The organism is Mycobacterium sp. (genome assembly GCF_004298145.1).
Classification (GTDB): Bacteria; Actinomycetota; Actinomycetes; order Mycobacteriales; family Mycobacteriaceae; genus Mycobacterium.
The window spans coordinates 1-17,617 of the sequence record NZ_SCRH01000039.1 but is presented as its reverse complement, the minus strand read 5'-3'; the positions used below and the strand labels follow the sequence as shown (position 1 = coordinate 17,617).

Sequence of the window (17,617 nt, the reverse complement as noted above, 5' to 3'; positions counted from 1 at the left end):
CCCTAAGGCGTTCTTTTTGGGCGGTGCGGAGTTGTTGGCAATGGGGGCCGGTCGGCGGGGGGCGGACCGCTTGCCGGAAGTAGCGCTGTGAACGACACGAAAGGCCGCGTTCGATGAACGGCAACACCGACGAGCTCGTCCTGGCCCTTCGTCAATCACTGAAGGAAAACGAGCGGCTCAAGCGCGAGAACCGCCAGTACCTCACCGCCACCACCGAACCCGTGGCGGTGGTGGGCATGGGCTGCCGCTATCCCGGTGGTGTGGACTCGCCAGAGGCCTTGTGGGAGATGGTGGTTGAGGGTCGCGATGTGGTCTCGGATTTTCCGGCGGACCGCGGCTGGAGCTTGGCCGGGCTGTTCGATGCGGATCCCGACGCGGTCGGAAAGTCGTATGCGCGGTGCGGTGGGTTCCTCTCGGACGTGGGCGATTTCGATGCCGCGTTCTTCGGGATCGCCCCCAGCGAGGCGCTGGCGATGGACCCGCAGCAACGTCTGCTGCTCGAGGTGTCGTGGGAGGCGTTGGAGCGGGCGGGAATTGATCCCGTCGCCCTGCGCGGTTCGTCGACCGGCGTGTTCGCCGGGATATTCCACGGGTCCTACGGCGGCCAGGGCCGGGTGCCCGGACACTTGGAGCGATACGGGCTGCGCGGCTCGACGCTGAGTGTGGCGTCGGGGCGGGTGGCCTACTCGCTGGGCCTGGAAGGCCCGGCCGTCTCGGTTGACACGGCCTGTTCGTCGTCGCTGGTGGCCCTCCATCTGGCGGCGCAGTCGCTGCGTTCCGGCGAGTGCGATCTGGCGCTGGCCGGCGGCGTGACGGTGATGGCCACACCGGCGATGTTCATCGAATTCAGCCGGCAGCGAGCGCTGGCCGCGGACGGCCGCTGCAAGGCCTACGCGGGCGCCGCCGACGGCACCGGGTTTTCCGAAGGCGTCGGCGTGCTGGTGCTGGAACGGCTGGCCGATGCGCGCCGACTGGGGCATCCGGTGCTGGCCGTCGTCCGGGGCTCCGCGGTGAACCAGGACGGCGCATCCAACGGGCTGGCGACACCCAACGGGCCGTCACAGCAACGGGTCATCCGGGCGGCGCTGGCCAATGCGCGGCTGGGCACCGCGGACGTGGATCTGGTGGAGGGCCATGGGACCGGCACCACGCTGGGGGATCCGATTGAGGCCCAAGCGCTTCTGGCGACCTACGGGCAGGACCGGCCGGCGGATCAGCCGCTGTGGTTGGGGTCGATCAAATCCAACATGGGTCATACCTCGGCCGCGGCCGGCGCCGGCGGGGTGATCAAGATGGTGCAGGCGATCCGCCACGGGGTGATGCCCAAGACGTTGCACGTGGATGAGCCGACGCCGCACGTGGATTGGTCGGCCGGGGCCGTGTCGCTGCTGACGGATCCGCGGCCCTGGCCCGCGGTGAACCGGCCGCGGCGCGCGGGTGTCTCGTCGTTCGGCATCAGCGGCACCAATGCGCACGTCATCGTGGAGCAATACTCACCGGAGCCCGAAAGCGCCGGGCGCTCAGGCGATGACGTGGTGGTGCCGTGGGTGATCTCGGCCCGGTCGGCCGAGGCGCTGGCGAACCAGGCGTCGCGGCTGCTGGCGCACGTGAAGGCCGATCCCGGTGTGCGGGTGGTGGACGTGGGCTGGTCGCTGATCTCGACCCGGTCGCGCTTCGAGCACCGGGCGGTGATCGTGGGGGCCAACGGCGCGCAGTTGCTGCGCGGGCTGTCGGAGTTGGCGGCCGGGAAGCAGGACGCCGGCGTCGCGGTGGGCCGGGCGCAGCCGCCGGGCAAGACGGTATTCGTGTTCCCCGGCCAGGGATCGCAATGGGCCGGTATGGGCGCCCAATTGCTGGACAGCTCAACGGTATTCGCCGATCATATGAACCGGTGCGCTCACGCGCTCGCCGAGCACGTCGAATGGTCGCTGATCGACGTCATCCGCGGCGCGCCGGGCGCGCCCGGGCTGGACCGGGTGGACGTCGTGCAGCCGGCGCTGTGGGCGGTCATGGTGTCGCTGGCCGAGTTGTGGCGCACGGTGGGCGTGGTACCCGATGCGGTGATCGGTCATTCGCAGGGCGAGATCGCGGCGGCCTATGTGGCGGGGGCGCTGTCGCTGGAAGACGCCGCCCGGGTGGTGGCGTTGCGCAGCCGGCTGCTGGTGGGGTTGTCGGGCCGGGGCGGCATGGTCTCGCTGGCCTGCGGCCTGCCCCGCGCCGAACAGCTGATCGCGGCGTGGGGTGAGCGATTGAATATCGCCACGGTCAACGGTGTTTCGGCGGTGGTGGTGTCCGGCGAGGTGGACGCGCTGACCGAACTGATGCAACGCTGTGAGGCCGACAACATCCGCGCCCGCCGTATCGACGTCGACTACGCCTCGCATTCGGTTCAGGTGGACGCGATCCGGGATCCTCTCACCGAGGCGCTGAACGGCCTTGCGCCGCAGTCGTCCTCGGTCGCGTTCTTCTCCACCGTGACCGGTGAGCTCATCGACACCGCGGGCCTGGACGGCGACTACTGGTTCCGCAGCATCCGGCAAACCGTGCAATTCGAGCGGGCGATACGCAGCGCCTGCGACGCGGGCTATCGGGCATTCATCGAATCCAGCCCGCACCCCGTACTGATGGCCGCCATCGAAGAGACGGTGTCCGACAGCGAGCAGGCTTGCGTCATCCCGTCATTGGGCCGCGATGACGGCGGCCTGGACCGCTTCTGGCTTTCGGCCGGGCAGGCCTTTGTGGCGGGTGTGGGTGTGGACTGGCGTGCCGTATTCGCCGGCCTCGGCGGCCGGCACGTCGACCTGCCGACATACGGTTTTGTACGGCAACACTTTTGGCTGCCGGGCGGGTCGACAGGATCCTACGATGTCGCGACCCTGGGGGTGGACGGTGCCGAGCACGGGCTGCTCGGTGCGGTGGTGCCGCGGCCCGACTCCGGTGGCGTGGTGTTGACGGGCCGGTTGTCGACGGCCGCCCATCCGTGGCTGGCCGATCACGCGGTGGGCGGGACGGTGTTGTTCCCGGGCGCGGGGTTCGTCGAGATGGCCATCCGCGCGGGTGACGAGGTCGGCTGCGGCGTGCTCGAGGAGTTGACGTTGTCGGCGCCGTTGGTGTTGTCCGCCGCCGACGGTGTGCAGGTGCAACTGGTGGTCGGCGCGGCCGACGAGTCGGGTCAGCGACGGTTGTCGGTGTATTCGACTGCCGCGCAGCCGGGTTCGGAGTGGGTGTTGCATGCCGAGGGTTTGTTGCGGCCGGGGGCGGTGACGCCGGGCGCGGACCTGTCGGTGTGGCCGCCCGTCGGGGCGACCGCGGTGGACGTCTCCGGCGCCTACGCCCGGCTCGCGCAGCGGGGCTACGAATACGGCCGGGCATTCCAGGGTTTGCGGGCGATGTGGCAGCGCGGCGATGAGCTCTTCGCCGAGATCGCGGTACCCGACCCCTCCGCACCCGACGCCACCGTGGCCGACGCCGGCTTCGGAATCCATCCCGTGCTGCTGGACGCCGCGCTGCACGCGATCGGTGTCGCCGGCGGGCAAGACCAGACCGTGTTGCCGTTCTCCTGGCAGGGCGTGTCGTTGCACGCGTCGGGCGCTGCGCGGGCGCGGGTCCGGATCGCGCCGGCCGGCGCCGGGGCGGTCTCGGTGGAGTTGGCCGACGGTGCGGGGTTGCCGGTGCTGTCGGTCGGGACATTGGCCATGCTTGCGGTCTCACCCGAACAGTTGACGGCCGCGGCGGCGCCGGCGCGGCGCCCGCTCGCACCGGGATTGCTCGACGTGACCTGGTCACCGATCTCCCTGGGCAGCGACCAGGGCCGTGACGACGGCGGCGCCGAGGTCACGCTGTTCGAGGTGGTGAATCGCGGTGGCGACGTGGTGCGGTCGGTGCACGCGGCGGCCGGCGAAACCTTGGAAGTGCTGCAAGCGTGGTTGCGCTCCGACGGCGCCGGGATGCTGGCCGTGCAGACCCGCGGGGCGGTCGCGCTTGCCGGTGAGGACGTCTCGGACCTGGCCGGCGCCGCGGTGTGGGGCCTGGTGCGGTCGGCACAGGCCGAGCATCCGGGCCGCATGGTGCTGATCGACTCCGATGGATCGCTGGATGCCCAAGCGGTAATCCCTTGCGGCGAAACGCAAGTAGTGGTCCGTCGGGGTGTGGCCTACGCGGCCCGGCTGCGGCCGGTGCGAGCGGACTCGGCGATCAGTCTGCCGGCCGGTGGCTGGCGACTGGACGCCGGCGGCGAGGGCACACTGGAGGACCTGGTGGTGAGCCCGTCCCCGCGGGTGGAACTGGCCGCCGGGCAGGTGCGGGTGGCGGTGGCCGCGGTCGGGGTCAACTTCCGCGATGTGCTGGTGGCCCTGGGCATGTATCCCGGCGGCGGCCAGTTGGGCGCCGAGGGCGCCGGCGTGGTCGTCGAGGCTGCACCCGACGTGACCGGGCTGGCGGTCGGTGATCCGGTGATGGGGTTGCTGGGGGTCGTCGGCTCCGAGGCGGTGGTGGATCAGCGATTGGTGACGCCGGTGCCGCAGGGGCTGTCGCTGGTGGCGGCCGCCGGTGTGCCCGTGGTGTTCCTGACCGCGCTGTACGGGTTGTCGGTGCTGGCGGGGCTGCGCGCCGGGGAGCGGGTGTTGGTGCACACCGCCACCGGCGGAGTGGGCATGGCCGCGGTGCAGCTGGCGCGGCACTGGGGCGCGGAGGTATTCGTCACCGCCAGCCGTGGCAAGTGGGATACCTTGCGCGCGATGGGATTCGACGACGACCACATCGGTGATTCGCGCACCTTGGATTTTGAGGAGAAGTTCTCTGCGGTGGCGGGCGACCGTGGCTTCGACGTCGTGCTCAATTCCCTGGCGGGCGAATTCACCGACGCCTCGCTGCGGCTGTTGGCCCCCGGCGGGCGATTCATCGAGATGGGCAAGACCGACGTCCGCGATCCGCACGTCATCGCCGAACAGTATCGGGGCGCCCAATACCGGGCCTTCGACCTGTTGGAGGCCGGCCCGGACCGCACCGCGGCCATGCTGGCCGAGATCGTGGGGTTGCTGACGGGCGGGGCCTTGACACCGTTGCCGCAGAAGACATTCGACGTTCGATGCGCCTCGGCGGCCTACCGGTATGTCAGCCAGGCGCGCCACATCGGCAAGGTCGCGCTGACCGTTGCGTCGGGGCCCGGCGAGGTGCTCAGCGGGTGCGGCGGCGGACTGGCGGGGGCCACCGTGGTGATCACCGGCGGCACCGGGATGGCCGGTTCGGCGCTGGCCCGCCACCTCGTCGACCGCTACCGGGTGGCGTACGTGGTGCTGGCCAGCCGCGCCGGCGCGGACGCGGCCGGGGCCGAGGAACTCGTGGACGCGCTGCGGCAGGCCGGCGCTCACGCGTCGGTGGTGGCCTGCGATGTCGCCGACCCCGAAGCGGTGTCGGCGATGCTGGCCCGGATACCGGCGCGGTATCCGCTGCGCGGCGTCGTGCATGCCGCCGGGATCCTCGACGACGGGTTGATCTCGTCGCTGACCCCGGATCGGGTGGACGCGGTGCTGCGGGCCAAGGTGGACGGGGCCTGGAACCTGCACCAGCTCACCCGGCACCTGGATTTGTCCGTGTTCGTGGTGTTTTCATCGATGGCCGGGATCGTCGGCACTCCGGGGCAGGCCAACTACGCGGCGGCCAACAGCTTCCTCGACGGGCTGGTCGCCCACCGGCGCGCCCATGGGCTCGCGGGTCTGTCGCTGGCCTGGGGCCTGTGGGAGCAGGCCTCGGCGATGACGGCGCACCTCGGTGACCGGGACAAGGCCCGGATGAGCAGGCTCGGGCTGGCGCCGCTGTCCACCGAGCAGGCGTTGGCGGCGTTCGATGCCGCCATGCTGGTCGACAGTCCGGTGTTGGTGGCTGCCCGCCTGGATCGGTCCGCGCTGTCGGAGAACGTCGCCGCCCTGCCCCCACTGTTGTCCGAACTCGCCGCCGGCCCGACCCGGCGCGTGGTCGACGACACGGACGCCACCGCGTCGATGACCGGCCTCACCGCACGCCTGCACGGCCTGAGCCCTGAGGCCCGACAACGCGAGTTGGTCGACCTGGTTCGCGGCAACGCCGCGATGGTGCTGGGCGTGCCGAACCCGGCCGACATCAACGCCGGCCGCGCATTCCAGGAGCTCGGCTTTGATTCGCTGACCGCCGTCGAACTGCGTAACCGCCTCAAAAACGCGACGGGGCTTACCCTTTCGCCGACGCTCATCTTCGACTACCCCACACCGATAGTGCTGGCCGGACACCTGGACACGCAACTGGCCGGGACCGACACCGACGTCCAGCCGAACCTGATGGCCCGCGTCAACGACATCACCCGCGAACTGCAGGCGCTGCTCAGCGCGCCCAACTGGAATGCCGACGACAGGTTGGTGCTGCGGGCCCGCATCCACACCCTGCTCAACGCGCTTCCGCCCAGCGATCCGACCGACTCCGAACACCTCGACGATGACCTCGATGCCGCCACCGAAAGCCAGCTCTTTGCGATCCTCGATGAAGAACTCGGCCGCTGAGACCCCACAAGGAGCAACGATGCCGGGCACCGCGCAGCACGTCGACTACCTGAAACGCCTCACGGCGGATCTCAGGCGGACCCGGCGGCGCGTCGCTGAGCTGGAGGGCCAGCTGTCCGAGCCGGTGGCGGTGGTGGGCATGGCCTGCCGCTATGCCGGCGGGGTGGACACGCCGGAGGCATTGTGGGACTTGGTGGTTGAGGGCCGGGACACGGTGTCGGACTTTCCGCTCGATCGCGGCTGGGACGTCGAGGGCCTGTACGACCCGGATCCCGACGCGAAGGGAAAGATGTACACCCGGCAGGGCAGCTTCCTGCGGGACGCGGGTGACTTCGACGCCGGATTCTTCGGCATCGGGCCCAGCGAGGCGCTGGCCATGGATCCCCAGCAGCGGATGATGCTGGAGATCTGCTGGGAAGCGTTGGAGCGGGCGGGCATTGACCCCTTGGCGTTGCGCGGCACAGCGACCGGAGTGTTCGCCGGCGTCATCCACGCCGGGTATGGCGGCGAGGTGAAGGGCGAGCTGGAGGGCTACGGGCTCACCGGCTCGACCCTGAGCGTGACCTCGGGCCGGGTGTCGTATGTGTTGGGGCTGGAGGGGCCCGCGGTGTCGGTGGACACCGCGTGTTCGTCGTCGTTGGTCTCCATGCATCTGGCCGCGCAGTCGTTGCGGTCCGGGGAATGCGACCTGGCGCTGGCCGGTGGCGTGACGGTGATGGCCACCCCCGCGGCGTTCGTCGAGTTCAGCCGGCAGCGGGCGCTGGCACCCGACGGCCGCTGCAAGGTGTATGCCGGTGCGGCGGACGGGACTTCGTGGTCGGAAGGCGCGGGTGTGCTGGTGCTGGAGCGGTTGGCCGACGCCCGGCGCCTGGGGCATCCGGTCCTGGCGTTGCTGCGGGGCACGGCGGTGAACCAGGACGGCGCGTCCAACGGTTTGACCGCGCCGAACGGCCCGTCGCAGCAGCGGGTCATCCGTTCGGCCTTGGCCAGCGCCGGATTGACGGCCGCGGACGTGGATGTGGTGGAGGGCCACGGGACCGGGACGGTGCTCGGGGACCCGATCGAGGCGCAGGCGCTGCTGGCCACCTACGGGCAGGATCGCCCGGCGGACCGGCCGCTGTGGTTGGGGTCGATCAAATCCAACATCGGTCACACCTCGGCGGCGGCGGGGGTGGCCGGGGTGATCAAGATGGTGCAGGCGATGCGGCACGGGGTGCTGCCCCAGACGCTGAACGTGGATGTCCCGTCGCCGCACGTGGACTGGTCGGCCGGCGCGGTGTCGCTGCTGACGGAGCCGCGGCCGTGGCCGGATCATGGCGGGCTGCGGCGGGCGGGGGTGTCGTCCTTCGGGATCAGCGGCACCAACGCGCACGTGATCGTCGAGCAGGCCCCCTTTGAAGCGATCCCAGGACCGAGCCCAGAACCGCACGGAAAGCCCGCGTCGGATGACACGAATCCGGTTGTCCCATGGGTTGTTTCGGCGAGATCGACCGATGCGCTGGCCGGCCAGGCGCAACGGCTGCTGGACCATCTGGGCGCCAACGCGGGTGTGCCCGCGGTGGACGTGGGCTGGTCGTTGGCGACCACCCGGGCGGCATTCGAGCACCGCGCGGTGCTGGTCGGTGCCGATCGCGAGGACCTGATGGCGGGGCTGGCGGGGTTGGCGTCCGGTGCGCCGGGCCCCGACGTCGTCGCCGGGCGCACCCGCTCGGTGGGCAAGCGCGTGTTCGTGTTTCCCGGTCAGGGTTCGCAGTGGCTGGGCATGGGTGCGGCGCTCTACGAACGATTTCCCGCGTTCGCCCGGGCGTTTGACGAGGCGGTGGCCGCGGTGGACGGCCATTCCCGGCTCCCGTTGCGCGAGGTGATGTGGGGCGCCGACGCGGAGTTGTTGCAGAGCACCGAATTTGCCCAACCCGCGTTGTTCGTGCTCGAGATCGCGTTGGCCGCGCTGTGGGAATCCTTCGGTGTCACACCGGATGTGGTGATCGGCCACTCGGTGGGGGAGATCGCCGCGGCGTGTGTGGCCGGCGCGCTGTCGCTGCCCGACGCGGCGCGACTGGTGGCGGCCCGGGGCCGGTTGATGGCGCAGCTGCCGCCCGGTGGGGTGATGGTGGCCGTGACCGCGACCGAGGCCGAGGTCGCGCCCCTGCTGAACGGCGACGTCGGTATCGCGGCGGTCAATGGCCCGCAATCGCTGGTGCTTTCCGGTTCGGAGGCCGCGGTCACGGCGGTCGCGGAGCGGTTGGCGGACGGCGGCGCGCGGGCCCGGAAACTGTCGGTCTCGCACGCGTTCCACTCCCCGCTGATGGAACCCATGATGGAAGACTTCTCCGCGGTGGCCGCCGGCATGTCGGCAAGCGAACCGCGGATCGCGCTGGTGTCCAACCTGACCGGGCAACTGGCCGGCCCCGACTATGGGACGGTCGGATACTGGGTTGACCATGTACGCAGGCCGGTGCGATTCGTCGATGGTGTGCAGCTGGCCGAATCCCTGGGCGCCGGGGTGTTTCTGGAGGTCGGCCCGGGCGCGGCGTTGACGGCCGCGGTCGAGCGGTCCCTGACGACCGACCGCGCGATGTCGGTGGTGTCGATGGCCAAGGGACGCCCCGAGGTCGACTCGCTGCTGTTGGCGGCCGGACAGCTTTTCGCGACCGGTTCGGACGTGGAGTGGTCAGCGGCGTTCGCCGGCCTGAATGCCCGGCGAATCGAGTTGCCGACGTATGCCTTTGTGCGACGCAGGTTTTGGCTGTCGAGCGATTCGGTGGGTTCGGCGAACATCGCCAGTCTGGGGTTGGCCGAGGCCGAACATGCGTTGCTGGGCGCGGTCGTGGACCGGCCGGATTCCGGCGGTGTGGTGTTGACCGGCCGGCTGTCGACGGCCGCGCAACCCTGGCTGGCCGACCACGCGGTGACCGGCACGGTGCTGTTTCCTGGGGCGGGCTTCGTGGAGTTGGCGTTGCGGGCCGGTGATGAGGTCGGCTGTTCGGTGATCCAAGAGCTCACTCTGTCGGCGCCACTGGTGGTTCCGTCGGTGCCGGCCGGTGGCGTCGTGCAGCTTCAGGTGGTGGTGGACGCCGCAGACGCGGCGGGTTCGCGGCCGGTCGCCGTGTATTCGCGTGTCGCGCAAGCGGATTGGATGTTGCACGCCGAGGGTGTGCTGGGTGACGGCGCGGCCGCCCCCGTGTCCGATTTGTCGGTGTGGCCGCCCATCGGTGCGGACGTGGTGGACGTGGCGGGCGCGTATGAGGGATTGGCGGCCCGGGGCTATGGGTATGGTCCGGCCTTTCAGGGGTTGCGGGCAGTGTGGCGGCGGGGCGACGAGATCTTCGCCGAGGTCGAACTGCCGCAGAACGCGGGAGTCGCGACCGGTGGCTTCGGCATCCACCCGGTGGTGCTCGACGCGGCGCTGCACGCGCTCGGGGTCGCCGACGAGCGGATCGAGACCGTGCTGCCGTTCTCCTGGCAGGGGGTGAGCCTGCACGCCGCCGGAGCGTCGCGGGTCCGGGTGAGGCTGGCGCCGGTCGGCGCCGGTGCCGTGTCGGTGGAGCTGGCCGATTCGTCGGGCCTCCCGGTGTTGTCGGTGCGGGAGCTGGTGACGCGTGCCGTCTCGGCCGATCAATTGACCGCGGCCGTGGCGGCCCGCTCCGGCAGCGGCGAGCTCCTGGACGTGGTGTGGTCGCCGATCTCACCGCCGGTTTCGCCGCCCGGCAACGAAATTGGCGGCGATATCACCGTATGGGAGTCGCCGTCCGCCGATTCGGGCGCGGTCGCCTCGGTCTACGCGGCCACCCACGAGGCGCTGGGCGTGCTGCAGTCCTGGCTGGCCGGTGATGCGGGCGGGACGTTGGTGGTGCTGACCCGCGGGGCGGTGGGATTGGCCACCGAGAGGGTCGCGGACGTGGCCGACCTGGCCGGAGCGGCCGTGTGGGGGCTGGTGCGCTCGGCGCAGGCCGAGCACCCGGGCCGCGTGGTGCTCGTGGATACGGATGGATCGTTGGACATCGCGGCGGTGATCGGTTGTGGCGAACCGCAATTGGTGGTGCGTGCCGGTGTGGCCTATAGCGCCCGGCTGAAACCGGCCGGCCAGCGGGCGCTGTTGCGGTTGCCCGAGGCGCCGTCGGTGTGGCGGTTGGCCGCCGGCGATGCCGGGACGCTGGAGGATTTGGCGGTGCAGGAGTACCCGCCGGCGGAACTGGAAGCCGGTCAGGTGCGGGTGAGGGTGGCTGCGGCCGGGGTGAATTTCCGGGATGTGCTGGTGGCGCTGGGCATGTATCCGGGTGCCGCGCAGTTGGGCGCCGAGGGTGCCGGCATCGTGACCGAACTCGGTTCCGGCGTCACCGATGTTGCCGTCGGCGACGCGGTGCTGGGGATATTCGGGCTGGCGGGCTCGGAAGCGGCCGTCGATCGTCGGCTGGTGACCCCAGTGCCGCGGGGCTGGTCGATGGCTCAGGCCGCGGGCGTGCCGGTGGTGTTCCTGACCGCGTACTACGGGCTGTCGGTGCTGGCCGGATTGCGGGCGGGACAACGCGTGCTGGTGCACGCCGCCACCGGCGGCGTGGGTATGGCCGCGGTCCAGCTGGCCCGGCATTGGGGCGCGGAGGTGTTCGCGACGGCGAGCCGCGGTAAGTGGGACACGCTGCGCGCCATGGGGTTCGACGATGCGCACATCGCGGATTCGCGGACGCTGGAGTTCGAGAAGAAGTTCGCCACCGCCGGCGGGATGGATGTGGTGCTCAACTCGCTGGCCGGCGAGTTCAACGACGCGTCGCTGCGGCTGCTGGGCCCCGGTGGCCGTTTCATCGAAATGGGCAAGACCGATTTGCGTGATCCGCACGCCGTCGCGCACGCCCATCCCGGGGTGGGGTATCGCGCGTTCGATCTGATGGAGGCCGGCCCGGATCGCATCGCGGAGATGCTTGCCGAGTTGATGGAGTTGTTCGCCGGCGGGGTCTTGGCGCCGTTGCCCGTCAAGGCTTTCGACGCGCGTTGCGCCGCCGACGCGTACCGGTTTGTGAGCCAGGCCCGCCACATCGGCAAGGTCGTGCTCACCGTGCCGGACGGGCCGGCGGGGCTGGCTGGCGGGACGGCGCTGATCACCGGCGGCACCGGCATGGCGGGTTCGGCGGTGGCTCGTCACCTCGTCGAGCGGCACCGGGTGCCCCACGTGATGCTGGTCAGCCGCAGCGGGGAACAGGCGGCCGGAATGACCGAGCTGGCCGCCGAATTGCGCGACGCGGGGGCCGAGGTGTCGGTGGTGGCGTGCGACGTCGGCGACCGGGCCGCGGTGGCGGCCCTGCTGGCACGGGTGCCGGCCGAGTACCCGTTGCGGTCGGTGTTCCACGCCGCCGGGGTGCTCGACGACGCGGTGGTCGCGTCGTTGACCCCCGCGCGCATCGACACGGTGCTGCGGGCCAAGGTCGACGGCGCGTGGAACCTGCATGAGCTGACCAAAGAACTGGATCTGTCCGCGTTCGTGGCCTTTTCGTCGATGGCCGGAATCGTGGGCGCGCCGGGTCAGGGCAACTACGCGGCGGCCAACAGCTTCCTCGACGCGCTGGCGGTCCATCGCCACGCCCACGGACTCCCGGGGTTGTCGGTGGCCTGGGGGATGTGGGAAGAACCGTCGACGATGACGCGACACCTCGGTGACGTCGACAGGGCCAGGATGAGCCGGGCCGGGCTGAGCGCGCTGTCCACTCGGCAAGCGCTGGAACTGTTGGACGCCGCGCTGCTGGGCGAACAGCCCATGGTGGTGGGCACCCGCCTCGACAGGGCCGCGCTGGCCCACCACAGCGCCGCGCTGCCGCCGCTGCTGAGCCAGCTGGCCACCCGCCCGGCCCGCCGGGTCCTGGAGCACACCGACATGGTGTCCCTGACCGGGCTGCGGGCGCGGCTGGACGGCCTGAGTCCCGAACAACGCCACGCCGAATTGGTGGAGCTGGTCTGCGGCAACGCGGCCGCGGTGCTGGGGCACACCACCGCGGATGTCAACGCCGACGACGCGTTCGGCGACCTCGGTTTCGATTCGCTGACCGCCGTCGAGCTGCGCAACCGGCTCAAAATCGCCACCGGGCTGACGCTTTCCCCGACGCTGATCTTCGATCACCCCAGGCCTGCCGCCCTCGCCGAGCACCTCGGCACCGAGCTGGCCACCAACGCCGTAGCCGCCCCGGCCACCCCGCCCGATCGCATGGCCCGGTTCAACGACATCGCGCGGGAACTGCAAACACTGCTCAGCGCGCCCGATCTGAGCCCCGGCGACAGGGCGCAGCTCGTCACCCGGCTCGACGGCCTGCTGGCGTCATCGACCGGCCCGTCGCCCACCGCGCTGCCGGACCACCCCGAGGACGCGTTCGACGACGACCTCGCCACCGCCACCGAGAGCCAGCTCTTCGCGATCCTCGACGACGAAGTCGGCCCCTGAGGTGCCCTCGACAGACGTCGCGATCATCGGGCTGGCCTGCAAATTCCCCGGAGCGGCCGGCCCGGGTCCCTTCTGGCGTCTGCTGTGCGACGGGCACGAAAGCACCCGGTTCGCCGGCGATGCCGAGCAATTCGATGCCGACTTTTTCAACCTGTCGCCACGGGAGGCGTGCGCGATGGACCCGCGGCAACGGTTGGGCCTCGAACTGAGCTGGGAGTTGCTCGAAGACGCCTTCGTCGTGCCGGAAACGCTGCGCGGAGAACCGGTCTCGGTGTACCTCGGGGCGATGACGGATGACTACGCCGCGCTGACGCTGCGCGATCTCGCCGACAATCTCGACCACCACACGTTCACCGGCATCAGCAGAGCGATGATCGCCAACAGGATCTCGTATGTGTTCGGGCTGCAGGGTCCGAGCATGACCGTCGACTCCGGGCAGTCCTCTTCGCTGGTGGCGGTGCACCTCGGATGCGAAAGCGTGCGCAGCGGGCAGTCGCCGCTGGCCATCGCGGGCGGGGTCCACCTCAACCTGGCCGACGAAATCGCCATGCTGGAACGGGAATTCGGTGCCGTATCGGTGTCGGGTCACACCTATGCGTTCGATCGGCGGGCCGACGGCTACGTGCGCGGTGAGGGCGCCGGGCTGGTGCTGCTGAAGCCGTTGACCGCGGCCCTCGCCGACGGCGACCGCATCCGCGCCGTCATTCGGGGCAGCGCCGTGGGCAATGCCGGGCACAGCGCGGGCGGCCAGGCCGTGCCGTCGGCTCCCGGCGAGGCTGACGTGATCCGCCGTGCGCTCGCCGACGCCGGCCTGACGGCAGGCGACATCGACTACGTCGAGGCCCACGGAACGGGAACCAAGGTCGGCGACGCGATCGAAGCGCAGGCGCTGGGTGAGGTTTTCGGCGAGCGGGCGCAGGCTCCGGTGCGGGTGGGATCGGTGAAGGCCAATATCGGCCACGCCGGTGCCGCCGCGGGGGTGGCGGGCCTGCTCAAGGCCGTCCTGGCGATCCAGCATTCGACGATTCCGCCGACCCTCAATCATGCCGGCGCGGATCCCGAGGCCGACCTGAATCGCCTTGGACTGCAAGTCAATACCACGCCGGTGCCGTGGCCGTCCACCGACCATCCGCGACGGGCCGGAGTGTCCTCGTTCGGCATGGGCGGCACCAACGCGCATCTCATCGTGGAACAGCCGCCCGCCCAGCCCGATACGGCGCAACCGGACATGCGCACGGACGAAGTCGTCGCGGTGCCGTGGGTGCTGTCGGCACGGTCCGAACGCGCATTGACCAATCAGGCGCAACGATTGTCGGCCTTCGTGGCCGAGCGAGGGGATCTTGCTCCCCTCGACGTGGCCTGGTCGTTGGTCAGTACCCGGACCTTCTTCGAGCACCGCGCGGTGGTGGTGGGCGGCGATCCTGCGGGATTGGCGGCGTTGGCGGCGGGGGAGTCACATTCGGGTGTGGCGATGGGCCGGGCCACGGCGCCGGGCAAGGCGGTCTTTGTCTTTCCGGGCCAGGGGTCGCAGTGGCTGGGGATGGGGCGCCAACTGTATGAGCGGTTCGACGTGTTCGCCCGCGCTTTCGATGAGGCCGCCGCCGCGGTGGCCGGGCAGTTGCGGCTGCCGCTGCGCGAGGTGATGTGGGGTGCGGACCCGGAGTTGTTGCAGAGCACCGAGTTTGCCCAGCCGGCGTTGTTCGTGCTGGGGATCGCGCTGGCGGCGCTGTGGCAGTCATTCGGCGTCACACCGGATGTGGTGATGGGACATTCGGTGGGTGAGATCGCCGCGGCGTGTGTGGCCGGGGTGCTGTCGCTGCCGGATGCGGCGCGAATGGTCGCGGCCCGGGGCCGCCTGATGGCGGCGCTGCCGGCCGGCGGGGTGATGGTGGCGGTCGGAGCCGGCGAGGCCGAGGTGGTTCCCGCGCTGGACGGCGGGGTGAGCATTGCGGCGGTCAACGGCCCCCATTCGGTGGTGCTCTCCGGTGCTCACGCCTCGGTCGTGGCGCTGGCGGACCGGCTGGCGCAGGAGGGCCGGCGCGTGCATCGGTTGGCGGTGTCCCATGCGTTTCATTCGCCGCTGATGGAGCCCATGCTGGAGGAGTTTGCCGCGGTGGCGGCGGGTATCGAGCCGGGGCGCCCGCGATTGGGGCTGGTGTCGAATCTGACCGGGCAGCTGGCTGACGCCTCATACGGGTCGGCGCACTACTGGGTGGAGCACGTACGTCAACCGGTGCGCTTCTTCGAGGGAGTGCGCGCCGCCGAGGCGGCCGGTGCAGCGATCTTCCTGGAGCTGGGTCCGGGCGCGGCGTTGACGGCCGCCGTGGACCAATCGCTGAGCGCCGAGCGGGCGGTGTCGGTGGCCACCATGCCCAAGGATCGCCCCGAGACGGAATCAACTTTGGGCGCGGCCGGGCAAATGTTCACCCGGGGGCTCGACCTCGACTGGGCGGGCGTATTCGCCGGCCTGAACGTCCGGCGAGTCGAGTTGCCGACGTATGGCTTTGTGCGAGAGAGGTTTTGGCTGGGCGCCGGGCCAGGGGGAGCGGAGCCGGCAGCGGGGACGTCAGCTGCCACCGTCGCCCGCTCACCCGATTTGGCCCAACGGTTGCACGGACTGCCGCGCGAGGAACAGCAGCGTGTGCTGGTCGAGTTGGTGTGCGAGCACGCGGCGGCCGTGCTGGGGCATCCGGACGGCCAGGCCATCGACCACGACCGCGCCTTCGGCGACCTCGGATTCGACTCACTGGTCGGGGTGGAACTGCGCAACCGCCTCACCACCCAGACCGGGATGGCGTTGTCACGAACGCTGATCTTCGACTACCCGACCCCGGCCGTGCTGGCCGATCATCTCCGCCGGCAACTGCTTCATGACGAACACGAGGAATCCGACGACGAAAAGATATGGTCCGCGCTCAGGAAGATCCCCCTGCGCGAGCTTCGCCGAACGGGATTGCTCGACAAACTCCTATTACTCGCCGGTATGCCGGAAACGCCCGTCACCGATCAAAATGGTCCACGTGTTGCCGGTGACGACATCGACTCTTTGAGCCCCGACGCCTTAATTGCCATGGCGCTCAATTCGGCGGATGACGAAGACATCGGATGACGAATTCCCCGCTGTCGGGCCCGATTACGCGAACACAATGGCGCATCAATAAGACATGTGTTGAATACCTAAAACTTTTGCAAGACCCTACCGAACCGCATAAACTTCCGGTATTACGGGGAATCGTATTGAAGCTGGTTGGCAATCAAGAGAGTAGAGCATGAGCGTCATCGCGGGTGTGTTCGGTGCGTTGCCGCCGCATCGCTACAGCCAGGGCGAAATCACCGACCACATCGCCGAGTTCCCCGCGTTGAAGGAACACGAAGGGATCGTCCGGCGCCTGCACGCCGCCGCCAAGGTCAACAGCCGCCACTTCGTGCTGCCGCTGGAGCGGTACCGCTCGCTGACCGACTTCGGGGAGGCCAACGAGATCTTCATCGACAAGGGCGTGGAACTGGGCTGCGACGCACTGCTGGGCGCTCTCGACGAGGCGGGGCTGGACCCGCACGACATCGACATGATCGTCACCACGACCGTCACCGGTGTTGCGGTGCCCTCGCTCGACGCCCGTATTGTCGGGCGCCTCGGCCTGCGCCCGGACGTGCGCCGGGTGCCGCTGTTCGGGTTGGGCTGCGCCGGCGGGGCGGCGGGAGTGGGCAGGCTGCACGACTACCTGCGCGGCGCACCCGATGGCGTTGCGGCCCTGGTTTCCGTCGAGCTGTGCTCGCTCACCTTCCCCGCGGTCAGGCCCACCGTGTCGGGGTTGGTCGGGACGGCGATGTTCGGTGATGGCGCCGCCGCCGTGGTCGCCGTCGGCGACGGTCGCGCCGGGCAACTGAGTTCGGCTGGACCCGACATCCTCGATTCACGCAGCCGGCTGTATCCCGAATCGCTGCACATCATGGGCTGGAACGTCGGCTCGGCCGGGATGCAGCTGGTGATGTCTCCCGAACTGCCGAACGTCATCGACCGGTACCTGGCCGACGACGTGACCCGGTTCCTGGCCGCGCATCAGCTGACCAAGGACGACATCGGGGCCTGGGTGACTCATCCCGGCGGCCCCAAGGTCATCAACACCATCGCCAAGTGCCTCGGGCTGCCACCGCAGGCGCATGAGCTGACCTGGCGCTCGCTCGGCGAAATCGCCAACCTGTCGTCGGCGTCGGTGCTGCATATCCTGCGGGACACCATCGCCAAACCGCCGCCCGGCGGGAGCCCCGGGCTGATGCTCGCGACGGGGCCCGGTTTCGGTTCCGAGCTGGTGCTGCTGCGCTGGCACTGAGCGGGTAACTTCCGTCGAGGCCTTGTTTGACCAACGGCTTTCCTCAGAACGGCAATGCGTGGCCGACGTCGGTGCCCTGACTTGGCTCCCGGATCGGGATTTGCGGTGGTGGCCGCCGAAGCGGGGGTCGGGTGGCCCGGTGTTGTCGGTGGTGGCTGCGATGATGGCGTTATGTCGTCGATCGCATCTGCTGGCGCTGTGGTGGTGAGTCCTGGCGATCGTCTTGAGGTGTTGTTCGAGGAGTTGGCGGAGTTGTGTGGTCAGCGCAATGCGATTGATGGGCGCCTCGTGGAGATCGTGGCCGAGATCGATCGCGACCAGTTGTGCGGGGT

General features: G+C 70.0%; 4 protein-coding genes and 1 pseudogene. All 5 read left to right on the top strand.

Going from position 1 to position 17,617, the window contains the following annotated elements; genetic code table 11:
* Positions 1–113 precede the first annotated feature (113 nt).
* The gene (locus EPN51_RS15485) at positions 114–6,530 is read left to right on the top strand and encodes a type I polyketide synthase (RefSeq protein WP_293044119.1); all 6,417 of its coding nucleotides are present in this window, start codon (positions 114–116) and stop codon (positions 6,528–6,530) included.
* Entirely contained in the window at positions 6,511–12,954 is a 6,444-nt protein-coding gene (locus tag EPN51_RS15480; RefSeq protein WP_293044334.1) for a type I polyketide synthase, read from the top strand. The genes EPN51_RS15485 and EPN51_RS15480 overlap by 20 nt, the downstream gene beginning before the upstream one ends.
* A 1-nt stretch (position 12,955) precedes the next feature.
* On the top strand, positions 12,956–16,063 hold the full coding sequence (locus EPN51_RS15475; RefSeq protein ID WP_293044117.1) for an acyltransferase domain-containing protein: 3,108 nt from the start codon (positions 12,956–12,958) through the stop codon (positions 16,061–16,063).
* Positions 16,064–16,223: 160 nt separating this feature from the next.
* Entirely contained in the window at positions 16,224–17,285 is a 1,062-nt protein-coding gene (locus EPN51_RS15470; RefSeq protein ID WP_293044115.1) for a 3-oxoacyl-[acyl-carrier-protein] synthase III C-terminal domain-containing protein, read from the top strand.
* Positions 17,286–17,456: 171 nt separating this feature from the next.
* Positions 17,457–17,617, top strand: a pseudogene (locus tag EPN51_RS15465) (hypothetical protein); the annotation flags it as partial.

What these genes read in the sequence shown, in the direction of transcription:
- EPN51_RS15485 (WP_293044119.1), top strand. Translation starts at nt 114, where the DNA reads ATGAACGGCAACACCGACGAGCTCGTCCTGGCCCTTCGTCAATCACTG.
- EPN51_RS15480 (WP_293044334.1), top strand. Translation starts at nt 6,511, where the DNA reads ATGAAGAACTCGGCCGCTGAGACCCCACAAGGAGCAACGATGCCGGGC.
- EPN51_RS15470 (WP_293044115.1), top strand. Translation starts at nt 16,224, where the DNA reads ATGAGCGTCATCGCGGGTGTGTTCGGTGCGTTGCCGCCGCATCGCTAC.